Origin of the sequence: Amycolatopsis sp. CA-161197 (genome assembly GCF_050942255.1) — a bacterium.
GTDB lineage: Bacteria > Actinomycetota > Actinomycetes > Mycobacteriales > Pseudonocardiaceae > Amycolatopsis.
Map to the genome: position 1 here is coordinate 1,466,152 of NZ_CP192059.1, position 14,020 is coordinate 1,480,171.

The window sequence follows — 14,020 nt, forward strand, 5'->3', positions numbered from 1 at the left end:
CCAACACCATCCGCGGGTTGACTCAGGCGACGGGTTCGGCCAGTGGCACCTTCTCGTGCGTGTCCTTGGTGAACCGGCGGAGCTCGGTTCGGTGCACGTCGCCGCCGCAGTGGTCGCACTTCTCGCCGGGGCGGGTGAGCTCGCCGCACGGCGTGTGGACCAGTTGCATCGGCTCACCCGGCGCGGGGGAGTGCGTGTACGTGTCGCCCCAGGCGCCCAGCGCGTGGATCACCGGCAGCGTGTCGGCGCCGGCCTGGGTGAGGCGGTATTCGTCGCGGGTGCGGCCGCCGTCGCGATACGGGACGCGCGCCATCAGGCCGGTCTCGACCATCCGCGCGAGCCGTGAGGACAGCACGTTGTCCGCGATGCCGAGGGTGGTGCGGAACTCGTCGAAGCGCGTGGTGCCCGCGTGGGCTTCGCGCAGGATCACCAGCGTCCACGGCTCGCCGAGCACGTCCGCGCCGCGGGCGATGGGGCAGGGCGTGCCTTCCCAGCTTGACCTTCGGCCCATGGTTTCCTCCCGTGCTGGCTTGCTTGAAGCAAGTTTACCCCGTACTGTCGGTGACGGCTAGCTTGCAGATAACAAGTCAGGTGTGTTGGGAGTTGGTTTTGATGGAGATCAAGGGTTCTGTCGCACTGGTGACGGGCGCGAACCGTGGGCTGGGCCGGGAGCTGGCCGCCGCTCTGCTGGAGCGCGGGGCGGCGAAGGTCTACGCCGCGGTGCGCCGTCCGGAGTCAGTTGACCTGCCGGGTGTCGTGCCGCTCGCGGTCGACGTCACCGACCCGGCCTCGATCCAGGCCGCCGCGGCAGCCGCCGGCGACGTGACGCTGCTGATCAACAACGCCGGCGTCTCCACGGGAGCCTCATTTCTCGACGGTTCCCTCGACGACGTCCGCCTCGAGATGGAGACGCACTACTTCGGCCCGCTGCAGACGGCGCGCGCCTTCGCCCCCGTGCTGGCCCGCAACGGCGGTGGCGCGATCCTGAACATCCTCTCGGTGCTGTCGTGGTTCACCGCGCCCCACGTCAACGCCTACTCCGCGGGCAAAGCGGCGGGCCTCCAGCTGACCAACGGCCTGCGCCTCGCCCTCCACGACCAGGGCACCCTCGTGTCGGCCCTGCACGTCGGCTACATGGACACGGACATGGCGGCAGACATCACGGCCCCCAAGTCGGCCCCCGCGGCCATCGCCGCGCTCGCCCTGGACGGCCTCGAGAAGGGCGACTTCGAAATCGTCGCGGACGACGTCAGCCGCGCCGTGCGGGCCAGCCTGTCGGGAGACATCGCGGGGCAGTACCCGCAGCTGGTTTCCTGACGGTCGCCTTTTGCTGGTTCGGTCAAGCACCGCGCCCCTGGCCGCCTTGTGGGCTGCCGGGGGCGCGGTGGTTTTCGGTGGCGGGCTAGTGGCTGCCGTCTGCTGGGGGCTGGTCGCCGCCGCCGGTGTTGGCGTTGGCGTTGGCCCAGCCGGTTTCGGTGATCTCTGCTTGTGAGGGACCGGCTTTTCGTTGGCCGCTGCGGGGCAGTCGCCCTAGTAGCGGTCTCCGGCCGCGGGGCGACTTGGCGGCTCGGTGGTCTGCCGAGGGGCGAAGCGCCGAGCCGCCTGGCCAGGTGGCTCACCTGGTTTTTGTTGATGTGTAGGCAAAGCGCTGCGCCCTTCGTGGCCTTGTGGGCTGCCGGGGGCGCGGTGGTTTCGGTGACTTCGCCGGTGGCTGCTTGTCGGGCGTCGAATTTTCCTTGGCCGCTGGTCGTTTCGGTCGGTTGCTCCGGTAGCGGTGTCCGGCCGTGGGGCGCGTGTCGGCGGCTCGGTGGTCTGCCGAGGAGCGAGCGCCAAGCAGCGCGGGCGCGTCGGCACGCTTTTGTTGGTGTGTGGGTGAAGCACCGCGCCCCTGGCCGCCTTGTGGGCAGCCAGGGGCGCGGTGGTTTTCGTGGCGGGCTAGTGGCCGCCGTCTGCTGGGGGCTGGTCGCCGCCGCCGGTGTTGGCGTTGGCCCAGCCGGTTTCGGCTGTTTTCTGGATGTCGAGCATCTGCTTCATGATCTCCTGGCCGCCCTTGACCGGCCACGCCCACATTTCCTTGGCGCTGTCGGAGTCGGCGACCCACTGCTTGAGGATCGAGAAGGCCTGCGGGTGGTTCGCCTTCAGCTGGTTCTCGAGGTACTTGTACTTGGCGTAGGCGTCCGGCTGGTGCTGCTTCAGCCAGTCCTCGTGAGCCTTGGTCCACGGCGTCTTCGGCGGCTGGTTGGCCGGGGGTGTGGCGGCGTCGTCGCCGTGGTGACTGGCCGGCGGGGTGCCGTCGTCACCGTGGTGGCTGCTGCCTGGGGGTGTGCCGTCGTCGCCGTGGTGACTGGCGGGCGGGGTGCCGTCGTCTCCGTGGTGGCTGCTGCCTGGGGGTGTGCCGTCGTCGCCGTGGTGGCTGCCTTGGGTGCCGCCGTGGCTGCTGTCCGAGGCGGCGTCGTCGCCGTGGTGACTGCCGTGAGTCCCGGTGTCGGAGGCGGCGTCGTCGCTGTGGTGGCTGCCCTGGGTGCCCGCGGTCGAGGCGGCGTCGTCGGAGTGGGTCCCCGGCGGGGGAGCGTCGTCCTTGGGTGGGACGGGCGGCGGGGCGTCGTCACCGGCGTGCGAGGCCGGGGGCGGGGTGGCTGCGTCGTCGCCGTGGGTTGCCGGCGGCGGGACGTCGTCCTTCGGGGGCACGGGCGGTGGGGCGTCGTCGCCCGCGTGGCTGCTCGGCGGCGGGGTCGCCGCGTCGTCGCTGCTGTGGCTTGCGGGCGGCGGCGTGGCGGCGTCGTCACCGGCATGGGTTGCCGGCGGGGGAACGTCGTCCTTTCGTGGGACGGGCGGTGGGGCGTCGTCGCCCGCGTGGCTTGCGGGCGGCGGCGTGGCGGCATCGTCGCCGGCGTGGCTGGCCGGAGGCGGTGTCGCGGTGTCGTCGCCGGCGTGGGTTGCCGGGGGCGGGACGTCGTCCTTCGGGGGTACGGGTGGCGGCACGTCGTCGCCGGCGTGCGAAGCGGGCGGGGGAGTGGCCGCGTTGTCGGTGTGGGTTGCCGGTGGGGGAACGTCGTCCTTCGGCGGAACCGGAGGCGGTACGTCGTCGCCCGCGTGGCCGGCGGGAGGCGGTGTGGCGGCGTCGTCGCCGGAGTGGGTGCCGCTGCCAGAACCGGAGCCACTGCTGCCGGCGGGCGGTGGGACGTCGTCCTTCGGTGGGACTGGGGGTGGGACGTCGTCGCCGGAGTGGGAGGCCGGGGGTGGGGTCGCGGCGTCGTCGCCGCTGTGGGTCGGGGGCGGAGGAGTGGCGGCGTCGTCGCCGGAGTGGGTGCCCGAGCCAGAACCGCTGCCGGAACCAGAGCCGCTCCCCGAGCCCGAACCGCTGCCACCCGCGGGCGGGGGCACGTCGTCGCCGGCGTGGCTGGCGGGAGGCGGTGTGGCGGCGTCGTCGCCCGAGTGGGTGCCCGAGCCGGAGCCGGAACCGCTGCCAGAACCCGAACCGCTGCCACCCGGGGGCGGGGGCACGTCCTTCGGCGGCGGAGGTGTGGCGGCGTCGTCGCCGGAGTGGGAGCCCGAGCCAGAACCAGAGCCGCTGCCCGAGCCAGAACCAGAGCCGCTGCCCGAACCTGAACCAGAGCCGCTGCCCGAACCTGAACCAGAGCCGCTGCCCGAACCTGAACCAGAGCCGCTGCCCGAGCCCGAACCTGAACCACCCGAAGGCGGAGGCACGTCATCCTTCGGCGGCACCGGCGGGGGAGTGGCCGCATCGTCGCCGCTGTGCGCACCGGAAGAGCCGGCGCCCGAGGAGCCCGCGCCGCCGCCGGAGCCGCCGCGGGCCGGGGTCGGGGTCATGGGGATGTCGTCGCCGGCGTGGGCGGCGCTGCCGCCGGCGCCAGGGCGGGTTTTGAGGCCCTTGACGATGTTGCCGATGCGCGCGGCGGAGCGGGTGGCCTGCGCGACGACCGCGGCGAGCTTCGCGCCGAGGGACGTGGCGGTAAGCGTCGCCTGCGTGACGCACCAGCCGACGCCCGCGACGATGGATGCGCCGAACGTCGGGATGGCCGCCGCCAGGGCGATGAGCATCGTGGAGATCATGTCGCCGAGGACCGTGGTGATGAGGTCGCGGAACAGACCGCGCACGGCGGCGATGATGGCCATGTTCGTCTGGATCAGATACGCCACGATGTCGGTGCCGTGGGCCTTGCTGTCCAGGTCGGCGGCGAGCTCCTGCATGCGCTGCCGGAACGTGTCGGCGGCGTTGCCCTGCCAGTCCTTGACCGCACCGTCCAAAGAGGACTTCTGGTCCTCGCCGATCTGCCGGATGGTCTCGGCGATCGTGTGCACTTCCTGGCTCAGCAGCTGGATCTGGTCCGGGTCGCCCATCAGCATGTCGAGCGGCTCGCGCAGGAAGCTCACGTGCTCGATCAGCCAGCCGAGCCCCGCGGAGATCAGGCTGCCCAGCGGGTTGAGCGCGAACTTCACCGTGTCCACGGCCGAAGCCACCACACCGAGCCCGATCGAGACGCCCAGGGCCGCCTTGTCGGAGTCGTCGGCGGTCTTCATGTCTTCGCAGCTCTTGATGAGGAACGAGTACGAGTCGAGGAAACCCGCGCCGGAGAACTTGTTGGAGTCGGTGATCACCACCCCGGCACCGAAGTCGGGCTTGGCGTTCGGGTCGAACGTCGTGGTCACGTCGGGGTCCCCGCTGTCGTGATGGCCTGCGCGTGGTTGGTTTCCGTGGTGCGGTACTGGTCCGCGGCCGTGCGCGTGTTGTTGGCCTGGTCCGTGATCGCCTTCGCGGCGCCGTTGACCTGGTCGTGCAGCACACCGAGCGCGATGCGCGTCGGGATCCCCAGCACCTGGCCGACGACCACGCCGAACGCGTTGATGTCGCCGCCGTTGACCTCCTGGATGCGGTTGGCCGCGGCCGTCACCTTGCCGCCGCGCTCGTCCAGACCACTCGCGTACGTCGTCAGCACGTCGGGCTCGACGGTGTACCCGTCCATCAGCGCATCTCCCTCGTCACCACGGCTGCATCTCGTCGTCGTCGCCGTCCATACGGCGGCGGTGCGGGCCCGACTGCGGCCTCGGCTGCTGGTCCGGCCGCGGCTGCGGCTGCGCGGGCGGACCCGACTGCGGCGCCGGCGGAACGGGCGGCGGAGGCATCCGCGGAGGCACAGGCGGCGGAGGCGCCTGCGGCGGCATTCCAGGCCGCCCGGGCGGCATCCCCCCGGCCGGCGGCATCCGCGGCGGCACGGGCGGCGGCGGAGTGCGGTCCTCGGCCTCGGGCTCACCGGGCTGACGCGGCGCGTCCTGCGGCTCGTCCTCCTCGGGCTCCGGGGCAGGCAGGAAGGACCGGACCACGTCCATCATCTCGGTGCCGCCGGCCAGCGGCTCGAGCGCGTCGGCGACCTCGCGCGACACCTGCCGCTGGGCCTTGCCGTAGGTCTCCATGATGGCGGCGGTGAGCTGGGCGCCGCCGGACGAACGCAGCGCCCGGTCGTCGATGTGCAGGTTCTTCAGCGCGCCGTTGGGGGTGACGGTGACCGTGACCAGTCCGTCCGACGAACGGGCCTTGCCCTCGGCCTCGGTGACCTTTTCTTGCAGCGCAACGCTTTTCGCGCGCATCTCGTCCACACGCCGCTGGAAGTCGTCCAGCCACTCCTGCTCGTCCACCAGGAAAAAAATATCGAGATGTCCGGCCTGCCGGGGTGAACCGCAGATGACGGGTCGACGACGAAACGAGGCGGCCCATCCGACGCTCGGGCAGGTCAAGCGGTAAGAATGGGCACGTGCCGGAAGAAGTCGAGGTCAGCGCCGGACGCACCCGCAACAGGTGGGGCGAGGGTGATCGGCTGCGCGGGGAGATCCTCGACGCGGCCAGCCGGCTGCTGTCCGAGCTCGGCGGTGAAGACGGCCTGACGATCCGCGGCGTCGCCCGCGCGGTCGGCATCGCGCCCGCCAGCATCTACCAGCACTTCACGGACCGCTCCGCCCTCGTCGCGGGCTTGCTCGACTACGAGTTCGCGCGGCTGCGCGCCGCGATGGAGGCGGCCGAGGCGAGCGAGGACCCGGACGACGTCGTCGGCCGCGTACGCGCGCTGATCCACGCGTACTGCCGCTTCGCCATGGACAACCCCGGCCACCACCGGCTGATGATGGCCAACGGCGCCACTCGCGCGACGCCCGACGCGTACCCGCAGGGGCCGTTGCCCGATCTCATCGAACTGCTCACGACCGGCTTCGCGCGCTGCGACGCCGCGGGTTTCTCGCTCAGAGTGCCGCCCGAGCGGGCCGGCGTGATCGCCTTCGTCGGCGCCCACGGCCGCGTCGCGCTGTTCCACAACTCGCCCGCGCGGGGCGGCGCCGACTCCGTCCTGCCGTTCGTCGACGAGCTCGTTTCGCTCGTTTTCGCCTGAGCCACGGGCGTTTTCTCCCGTTTCCACCCGGCTGCTCTCGGCCGTCCCGGTGATCTTGTCCACGAAGCTGGCCAACTCTCCACCAGATTGCCTAACATGTGTTCAGTAAGTATCCGAACAATCGTTTGGTAACTCTCCGTAGGAGGGATTTTCGATGACGGAGGCCCTCTCGTCCTCGTCGCCGGCCGTGTCCGCCGCCCCTGAGCCCGAGTTCCCGATGTCGCGCGGGCGCTGCCCGTTCGACCCGCCGCCCGAGCTCGAACGGCGGCTGCACGACGAGCCGGTGTCCCGCGTCCGGATCTGGGACGGCAGCGAGCCGTGGCTGTTCACGCGCTACGAAGACGTCCGCGCGCTGCTTCGCGACTCGCGCGTCAGCGCCAACACCGACCTGCCGGGTTACCCGCCGCAGTCGCCGGGCGTCGCGGCCCGGCGCAAGCGCGCCAAGGCGTTCATCAGCATGGACGACCCCGACCACGCTTCCCAGCGCCGGATGCTCACCGCCGACTTCATGGTCAAGAAGGTGGAGCGCCTGCGCCCCCGGATCCAGAAGATCGTCGACGAGCTGATCGACGACATGCTGGCCGGCCCGAAGCCCGCGGACCTCGTGCAGGCCTTCGCACTTCCGTTGCCGTCGTTGGTGATCTGCGAGCTGCTCGGTGTGCCGTATGAAGACCGCGCGCTGTTCCACCGCCTCAGCAAGGTGCTGATCTCGCAGGAGGCCACGCCGCAGCAGTCGCTGGACGCGATCGAGGAACTGCTGGCCTACCTCAGTCGGCTGGTGGAGCAGAAGCTGAAGGACCCGGGCGACGACGTGCTGAGCCGCCTCGCGACCGAGCAGGTGGCCACCGGGGCCATGACGGCCGACGACGTCGCCGCGATGGGCCAGCTCCTGCTCGTGGCCGGCCACGAGACCACGGCCAACATGATCGCGCTCGGCACCGTGGCGTTGCTGGAACACCCGGACCAGCTCGACCTCGTGCGCGACGGTGACGCACCGCTGATCGCCAACGCCGTGGAGGAGCTGCTGCGCTACCTCACGATCGTCCACACGGGACGCCGGCGCGTCGCGTTGGAGGACATGGAGATCGCCGGCCGGCAGATCCGCAAGGGTGACGGCCTCATCGCCGCTTCGGACACCGCGAACCGCGACGCCGACGCCTTCCCCGACCCGGACAAGCTCGACGTCACCCGCAAGGCCCGCCACCACGTGGCGTTCGGCTACGGCGTGCACCAGTGCCTCGGCCAGCCGCTCGCGCGCGTCGAGCTGCAGGTGGTCTACAGCACGCTCTACCGGCGGATCCCGACGCTGAAACTGGCGGCCCCGTTGGCGGAGCTGGACTTCAAGCACGACATGCTGGTCTACGGCGTGCACTCACTGCCCGTGACCTGGTGAAACTCCCGCGAAAGGACTGTTGAGATGAAGGTGGTCATCGACCAGGACCGGTGCGTCGGGGCGGGCCAGTGCGTGCTCGCGGCGCCGGAGGTGTTCGACCAGCGCGAAGACGACGGCATCGTCGTGCTGCTGGACGAGAATCCGCCCGAGGAGCTGCACGACCAGGTCCGGGAGGCGGCGCAGATCTGTCCCGCGCTGGCGATCGAGCTGGCCGGGTAGTTCCCGTCCGTTGTTGGTTGTCCATTGTGGAACCGGTCGGGCGCCACACGGTGGTGTGACGCCCGACCGGGGAATGTCGTGGTCGGCGCGGTGCTGGCTAGGGTGACTCGTCCTGGTTGCCGGGGAAGGGAAACCCGTCGTGTCGTTCCGCCGTCTCGTGTCCGTGCTGATCGCCGCGCCGGCCCTCCTCGGGGCGGCCGCCGTGCCCGCCTCGGCGTCCATCGCGCCGATCCCGCCGTCGCCGCTGCGGTGCGCGGCGGTCGGTGACGTCGTGGCCAAGCTGGATTCCCGCGTCGAGGCCATCGTCGCCGAGATGGGCGCCAACCCGAACGCGACGGCGAACCCGGTGGCGACGGCGTTCAACGACGCCACCGCCGGCCTGCCTGCCGCACCCGCCACGGGCTGCACGACCGACTCGGCCGCGGCCGACACCGTCGTGCACTCGGTCTTCACGTACGTGCGCGCCGTGAACCGCTTCTCGCCCACGCTCACGCCGACGATCAGCCTCGTCGTGGACCCGAGCGTGAGCAACTTCGTGTACGCCGTGCAGACCGCTTCGCCGGGCACCTACACCGACACGTCGAACGCCATCACGCCGGAGATGCGCGGTGAGCTGCTGCAGGGCAAGTACGTGCTGACGGTCACCGCGCTCGGCTTCTGACCCTTTATACTGTAAGGAGTCGCCTTCACAGGGGGTTCCTTCGTGGTCGTCTTCGCCGGGCAAGGGGACGCCCGCCGCTCGATGGAGCTCCTGTGGCGCAAGGACGTCGCACCCCGCGGCGGCGGGCCCGGCCCCAAGCCCGGGCTGAGCGTGGACGCCATCGTCGCGGCGGCCGTGGAGATCGCCGACGCCTCGGGCATGGCCGCGCTGTCCATGCGCGCGGTCGGCGAGCGACTCGGCCGCACGGCGATGGCGCTGTACACCTACGTGCCGGGCAAGTCCGAGCTCATCGACCTCATGTACGACCACACGCTCACCGAGCTGCGCGACGACCACGACCTGTCCGGCGGCTGGCGCCCCGCGATCGTCGCCCTGGCGCGCGAGCTCTGGGACTTCCACCTGCGGCATCCGTGGCTGCTGCAGGTTTCGTATGCCCGGCCGGTGCTGGGGCCGGGGGAGTTCCGGATGCAGCAGCTGGTGCTGCGGGTCCTCTTCGCGACCGGCCTGCCCGCGGCCCGGGTGCGGTGGATCGTGGGCGCGTTGCTGAACACGGTCCGTGGCTCGGTCCAGATCGCCGCCGAGTCCCGCCAGGCCTCGCGCGAGACGGGACTGTCCGAAGAGGACTGGTGGTCCGCACGGGCGGCGGTGCTGGGGGAGCTGGTGCCGGACTTGGTTTCGCGGTACCCGCTGGTGGGGCAGCTGGGTTCGGAGCAGCCGCCGGTTCCGTCGGATGAGCCTTACCTCGAACGGGAGGCCCGGCTGAGCCTGGAGTCGGGTTTGGATCTCCTGCTGGACGGCATCGAGGCGGCCATCGCCCGCGAGCGCTGATTCAGGGCTTGCGAGTTTTCGGTGCTGCGCCGGGTGAGGGCACTGACCGTCACGAATCCCCGGGTGGCGGGCCGCTCGATTTCGGGCGGCGGCGTGCCGGGGCAGGCGGCACCGGCTTCGCCGCGACGACGTCGGACAGGGGCACCACCACGAGGCCCCGCTTCGTTTCCACGGTGCAGGACGAAGAATCGCGGGCCCGCAGCTCGCCGAGGGCGTCGGTGAAGCCGCCCTCGACGCGGTAGCGGACGACGACCCGGGTGCCGAGGGGCAGGTCCAGCAGGATCACAGGCGCGCCGAGAGTTCGGTGTCCGAAGGTTCCACCAGGTGGGTGCCGTCGGCGAAGACGATGGTGGGGATGCGGCGCGCGCCGTCCTGAAGCGAGCGCACCAGGGCCTCGGCGGCGGGGTCCGCCTCGACGTCCACGTAGTCGTACGCCACGCCGCGGGAGTCGAGCAGCGCGCGGCTGCGCTTGACGTCCGGGCACCAGCTCGCGCCGTACACGATCATGACGCCACCTCCGAAACCTCGACCGGCGTAGCCGCAGCGGGCTCACCGTGGCCCAGGAACGTCAGCCAGTCCTTGAAAACGTGGTGCACCGCCTCCGCCCCGACGGGTTCGCCGGGCGCCGGGAACGAGCGCGGGTGCAGGATGAAGCCGCGCTGCTGCGGGCCGCCGAGGGCGCCGTGGGAGCCGACGTGCCGTTCGAACGGCGACGACTGGTCCGACTCCGGGTCGTAGCGGCTGTTGATCATGATGTCCGCGCAGTGCGGGAACGTGTCGACGCGCTTCACCAGCTCGTCGGCGTACGGGCCGTAGTCCGCCAGCGGGTCCTCGCCGATGACAACGCCCGTTGCCAGGCGCTTCAGGCCGTCGCGGCCGAGGACGACGGGGCCGAACTCCGAGCTGTGCACCAGCATGAACCCGACGCCGTCGTGGTCGACCAGCGTCGGCAGCAGGTCCGGGTACTCGCGCTCGATCGTCTCCAGGTTCACGCGGCCCTCGTGCTCGGTGAACGACACCATCGCCAGGTGCCCGGACACCACGCAGACCACGCCGGGCGCCACGCGCGTGACCTCGCCGGGCGAGCCGCTCGTGGTGCGCGGCCGGTTCTCGGCGCACTCGGCGTCCTCGACGCGCGAGCGCAGCCGGCGCGCGATCAGGCCGCCGGTGTTCGTCGCCTCGGCGAGCGCCGCGTTGACCTGCCAGCTCTCGGCCTGCCGGCGCTTGCCGTGCTCGGCCACGGGTGCGCCGCCGCACAGGCGTCCGACCAGGGCTTCCATCGTCTCGCCGAAGCGGTCGACGAAGGCCTGGCCCTGGGTCTGACCGTGGTCCGACAGCCCGACGATGTGGTAGCGCCGCGGCGCGATGCGACTCGTGCGCAGCAGGCGCGCGAACTGCTGGTCGATGGAGCGCAGCACCTCCAGCGTGTCGAACCGCTCGATGCCGGAGTGGTGCGCGACCTCGTCGTAGCCGAGGAAGTCCGCGTACACCACCGGCCGGCCCGCCAGCATGTCGCCGATGATCGCGGAGACGACCACGTCGCGCGCGATCACCGTGGTGCCCGGGCGCGCGAGCGGGTAGAAGCCGCCGCGCGGGATCCGCGGAACCACGCCGGCGCGACGCTGCTTGGCGGCCGCGGACAGCTCGCGGAACACGTCGATGAGGGCCACCCCGAACGTCCGCAGCACGTTGACGGGGTTCGCGAAGTACGCGCGGTAGCCGGCGCCGACGGAGTCGTGGCGCGGGCCGCGGACCTTGCGCGGCACCAGGACCGGGATGGAGCTCATCGTGAGGCTCACGTGCTCGGCGTCACCGGAGAACAGGTTGCCGTGGCTGGCGCCGTCGCCCGCGAGCAGGCCCTGCCCGTTGGTGTGGCGGCGCTCGATCTCGGCCGCGTCGCTAGGGTGCGCGCACGCCATCACGTGGTCGCGGTCCTTCTCGTACCAGCGGAACCCGAGGATGTCGTGGTTGGAGCCGTGCAGAATTCCGCACACGCTGGCGCCGGTCTGCGAGCTCCAGTCGGTGTGCCAGCGCGTGAGTGAATGCGTGCCCTCGGACAGCCACGCGGCGAACGTCGGCATGTCCCCGTCCCGCACGGCGCGGCGCACAGTGTCGTAGCCCAGCCCGTCGATCTGCAGGAACACGACGCCGGGCGGCTCCTCGGCGAGGTCCTCACCGGGCGCGTGCTTGCGCCGGCGGCGGGCGGCCCGGCGGAAGAAGATCTCGTCCTCGTCCACGGCGAGCGCGCTCGAGATCAGCGCGCCGACGGCCGACATCACCACCGTGATGATCACCGCCGTCCCGAACCCGGACAGCTCGACGCCCGGCACGGCCTGCAGGATCGCCAACGTCGCCGCGCCCAGCAGCAGGTACGTGCCCACGCCGAGCGTGAAGTACGCGATCGGCCACGCGACCCGCACGACCCACGGCCACACCACGGACGTGAGCAGCCCGAGGATCAGCGCGCACACGGTGGGCTGCCACCACGACTGCATGCTGAACCCGTCGAGCCACATGTCGAGCAGCCGCAACGCGCCCGTCACCGCGGCCCACACCAGCACCACGCGGGCGACGACCCGGCCGCCGCCCAGCAGGCGCCCCTTCGACGGAGCGGGTGTCGTCACTGAGGTCCTCCAGTCCGTTCGGCCGCCCTCGCGCGCAGCTTGCTGATCACCGTCAACAACACGGTCACCAGCAGCACGAGCACCGTGGCCAGCAGCGTCGCGATCAACGGCGAATCGAAGATGCCGCCGCTCACGATGCCGAGCAGAGAATAGGCAACGGCCCACAACACGCAGGCCACGAGCCCCGCCGGCAGCAGCTTGCGCCACGGGTATCCCAGCGTCCCGGCGGCCAGCAACACCGGGATGCGCCCGGCCGGCACCAGCCTCCCGATCACCACCAGCTGCCAGCCCCGGCGCGCGAACTGCTCCCGGCCCTTCGCCAGCCGCTCGGCCTGCTGGCGCTTCTCCACCCAGCGCAGCAGGGGCTCGCTCCCGAGCCGGGGCACGGCGAACGTCAACACGTCCCCGAGGTACGCACCCGCGATCGCCAGCACGATGACCAGCGGGAGCGACAGGTGATCCGTCGTCGTCGCGACGGCCGCCGCCGCCCCCACGAGCGCCCCCGTCGGCACGATCGGGATGACCGACCCCAGCAGCACCCCGCCGAACAGCGCCGGGTAGCCGATCGCCGACGGGTCCGACCAGTTCACGCCCGTTCCTCGGGGGCGGGCAAGGTCACTTCGGCACCGGGCCGCGTGATCAGGACGTCCGTCGGCAAGCCCGCTTCCACCACGTGCTCGGCGAAGATTTCCGGCGGTTCCACGAGGAGCTTCTTCATCTGCTTCGTCAGGTGGATCCCAGGGACGGCCAACGTCCCCCAGTGGATTGGAACGACCGCCGCGGCTTTGAGCAGTCCGGCGGCGACGGCGGCCCGCTCGGGCGTGAGGTGCCCGGGGCCGAGGTTGGGGCCCCAGCCCCACACAGGGAGCAGAGCGACGTCTACGGGGCCGAGCTGCTTCATGCCTTCGAAGAGGTCCGTGTCCCCGGCTGAGTAGACCCTGGTGCCGTCGGCTTCGAGGAGGTGGCCGAGCGCCGGGCTCTGCGGTCCGTGAGTGAGCCGCGGTCCCCAGCGGTGGCCGGAGTGGACGGCCTCCGTCGCCGTGATGCGGAGGTCGCCGTCCTGGACGGTTTCTCCGGGGACGATTTCTTCGACGTTGCGGACGCCGTGTTTCTCGAGCCACGCGCCCGCACCCCTCGGGACGACGATCCGGGCCTCCCTGAGCAACCGGAGCGAGGGGAGATGCAGGTGGTCGCCGTGCAGGTGAGAGATGAGGACGGTGTCCACTTCCGCCCAGGCCGACGAATCGGGCAGCGGCACCACTCGCGTCAACGGCCCGACACGTTTGGTGAGCACCGGGTCCGTCAGCACCACCCGTCCACCGAGCTCCACTCGCGTCGTCGCGTGGCCGAGGAAGTGCAGGTTCAAGCCTCTCACGCTTCGAGTATCACCTGATGAGGGCGAAAACGCCCGGAGGAGTGGTGGGTTGCACCCTGATCGGGTTGATCTCTGCCTGGGTGGGGTCCGCGCCGCAGCTCGGCCACCACACAGCTCGCCGGGCTCACCGGCTCAACCACCTACCCAACGGCCGCCTCAACACCGTTACGCAGCTCAACCACCCACCACGCGCATCGGCGAACCGGCCAATCATCTACGCAATGGTCACCTCAACACCGTTACGCAGCTCAACCACCCACAACACGCACCGGCAAAACCGCCAACCATCTACCCATCGGCCACCTCAACACCGTCACACGGCTCAGCCATCTACTGGGCTCATCGGCGAACCGGCCAACCATCTACCCAATGGTCACCGATCGGCAGACACGACTCCCAACCCAACCGCCCAACAAAGCCGTCGATATCCCCGGCTAACCTTCCCCCGGCCGGCCCCCGGCGAAGCACTTTCTTCTACGGGACTTGCTTTGTGTCAAGGTACTCTTTCCAGCCTTGACACAA

At 71.0% G+C, this 14,020-nt stretch carries 15 protein-coding genes; 6 read left to right on the forward strand and 9 right to left on the reverse strand.

Annotation, left to right across the window (positions count from 1 at the left end; all coding sequences use genetic code 11):
* Positions 1 to 22 precede the first annotated feature (22 nt).
* Entirely contained in the window at positions 23 to 511 is a 489-nt protein-coding gene (locus ACQPXB_RS07210; RefSeq protein WP_432850269.1) for a winged helix-turn-helix transcriptional regulator, read from the reverse strand.
* A gap of 101 nt (positions 512 to 612) precedes the next feature.
* Here ACQPXB_RS07210 and ACQPXB_RS07215 point away from each other — a divergent pair, with 101 nt between their 5' ends.
* Positions 613 to 1,317: an SDR family oxidoreductase gene (locus ACQPXB_RS07215; RefSeq protein WP_432850271.1), complete on the forward strand. Its 705-nt coding sequence runs from the start codon at positions 613 to 615 to the stop codon at positions 1,315 to 1,317.
* A 618-nt stretch (positions 1,318 to 1,935) separates the two neighbouring features.
* Here ACQPXB_RS07215 and ACQPXB_RS07220 read toward each other — a convergent pair.
* From ACQPXB_RS07220 to ACQPXB_RS07230, 3 genes are read right to left on the reverse strand one after another with little or no spacing between them, the layout of a single operon-like run.
* On the reverse strand, positions 1,936 to 4,671 hold the full coding sequence (locus ACQPXB_RS07220; protein WP_432850273.1) for a hypothetical protein: 2,736 nt from the start codon (positions 4,669 to 4,671) through the stop codon (positions 1,936 to 1,938).
* Positions 4,668 to 4,985, reverse strand: coding sequence for a hypothetical protein (locus ACQPXB_RS07225; protein WP_386949179.1), 318 nt, complete (start codon positions 4,983 to 4,985; stop codon positions 4,668 to 4,670). The genes ACQPXB_RS07220 and ACQPXB_RS07225 overlap by 4 nt, the downstream gene beginning before the upstream one ends.
* Before the next feature lie 16 nt (positions 4,986 to 5,001).
* Positions 5,002 to 5,655, reverse strand: coding sequence for a YbaB/EbfC family nucleoid-associated protein (locus tag ACQPXB_RS07230; RefSeq protein ID WP_432850275.1), 654 nt, complete (start codon positions 5,653 to 5,655; stop codon positions 5,002 to 5,004).
* A 116-nt stretch (positions 5,656 to 5,771) separates the two neighbouring features.
* Here ACQPXB_RS07230 and ACQPXB_RS07235 point away from each other — a divergent pair, with 116 nt between their 5' ends.
* The 5 genes from ACQPXB_RS07235 (at position 5,772) to ACQPXB_RS07255 (ending at position 9,499) form a co-directional block, all read left to right on the forward strand.
* Entirely contained in the window at positions 5,772 to 6,398 is a 627-nt protein-coding gene (locus ACQPXB_RS07235) for a TetR/AcrR family transcriptional regulator (RefSeq protein WP_366584388.1), read from the forward strand.
* Positions 6,399 to 6,552: 154 nt separating this feature from the next.
* Positions 6,553 to 7,791: a cytochrome P450 gene (locus tag ACQPXB_RS07240; protein ID WP_432850278.1), complete on the forward strand. Its 1,239-nt coding sequence runs from the start codon at positions 6,553 to 6,555 to the stop codon at positions 7,789 to 7,791.
* A gap of 24 nt (positions 7,792 to 7,815) precedes the next feature.
* On the forward strand, positions 7,816 to 8,010 hold the full coding sequence (locus ACQPXB_RS07245; protein ID WP_285970096.1) for a ferredoxin: 195 nt from the start codon (positions 7,816 to 7,818) through the stop codon (positions 8,008 to 8,010).
* Between the two features lie 139 nt (positions 8,011 to 8,149).
* Positions 8,150 to 8,671 (forward strand): hypothetical protein, encoded by a 522-nt coding sequence (locus tag ACQPXB_RS07250; RefSeq protein WP_432850280.1) that lies wholly within the window; start codon positions 8,150 to 8,152, stop codon positions 8,669 to 8,671.
* Positions 8,672 to 8,713: 42 nt separating this feature from the next.
* On the forward strand, positions 8,714 to 9,499 hold the full coding sequence (locus tag ACQPXB_RS07255; protein WP_432850282.1) for a TetR/AcrR family transcriptional regulator: 786 nt from the start codon (positions 8,714 to 8,716) through the stop codon (positions 9,497 to 9,499).
* A 49-nt stretch (positions 9,500 to 9,548) separates the two neighbouring features.
* On the opposite strand, the gene ACQPXB_RS07260 is transcribed toward ACQPXB_RS07255, so the two are convergent.
* Genes ACQPXB_RS07260 through ACQPXB_RS07280 form a run of 5 tightly spaced genes read right to left on the reverse strand, consistent with a single transcriptional unit; the run spans position 9,549 to position 13,498 of the window.
* Entirely contained in the window at positions 9,549 to 9,785 is a 237-nt protein-coding gene (locus tag ACQPXB_RS07260; RefSeq protein WP_386949163.1) for a putative acetyltransferase, read from the reverse strand.
* Entirely contained in the window at positions 9,782 to 10,006 is a 225-nt protein-coding gene (locus ACQPXB_RS07265; RefSeq protein WP_366584376.1) for a glutaredoxin family protein, read from the reverse strand. Before ACQPXB_RS07265 ends, ACQPXB_RS07260 begins: the two co-directional genes overlap by 4 nt.
* Positions 10,003 to 12,123: a phage holin family protein gene (locus ACQPXB_RS07270; protein ID WP_366584374.1), complete on the reverse strand. Its 2,121-nt coding sequence runs from the start codon at positions 12,121 to 12,123 to the stop codon at positions 10,003 to 10,005. Before ACQPXB_RS07270 ends, ACQPXB_RS07265 begins: the two co-directional genes overlap by 4 nt.
* Positions 12,120 to 12,713, reverse strand: a complete 594-nt coding sequence (locus tag ACQPXB_RS07275) for a DedA family protein (protein WP_432850285.1) — start codon at positions 12,711 to 12,713, stop codon at positions 12,120 to 12,122. The genes ACQPXB_RS07270 and ACQPXB_RS07275 overlap by 4 nt, the downstream gene beginning before the upstream one ends.
* The gene (locus ACQPXB_RS07280) at positions 12,710 to 13,498 is read right to left on the reverse strand and encodes an MBL fold metallo-hydrolase (protein ID WP_432850287.1); all 789 of its coding nucleotides are present in this window, start codon (positions 13,496 to 13,498) and stop codon (positions 12,710 to 12,712) included. The genes ACQPXB_RS07275 and ACQPXB_RS07280 overlap by 4 nt, the downstream gene beginning before the upstream one ends.
* Positions 13,499 to 14,020 lie beyond the last annotated feature (522 nt).

Excerpts from the sequence above, each read along its gene's own strand:
- ACQPXB_RS07225 (WP_386949179.1), bottom strand. The coding sequence starts at position 4,985 with ATGGACGGGTACACCGTCGAGCCCGACGTGCTGACGACGTACGCGAGT.
- ACQPXB_RS07215 (WP_432850271.1), top strand. The coding sequence starts at position 613 with ATGGAGATCAAGGGTTCTGTCGCACTGGTGACGGGCGCGAACCGTGGG.
- ACQPXB_RS07210 (WP_432850269.1), bottom strand. The coding sequence starts at position 511 with ATGGGCCGAAGGTCAAGCTGGGAAGGCACGCCCTGCCCCATCGCCCGC.
- ACQPXB_RS07245 (WP_285970096.1), top strand. The coding sequence starts at position 7,816 with ATGAAGGTGGTCATCGACCAGGACCGGTGCGTCGGGGCGGGCCAGTGC.
- ACQPXB_RS07240 (WP_432850278.1), top strand. The coding sequence starts at position 6,553 with ATGACGGAGGCCCTCTCGTCCTCGTCGCCGGCCGTGTCCGCCGCCCCT.
- ACQPXB_RS07265 (WP_366584376.1), bottom strand. The coding sequence starts at position 10,006 with ATGATCGTGTACGGCGCGAGCTGGTGCCCGGACGTCAAGCGCAGCCGC.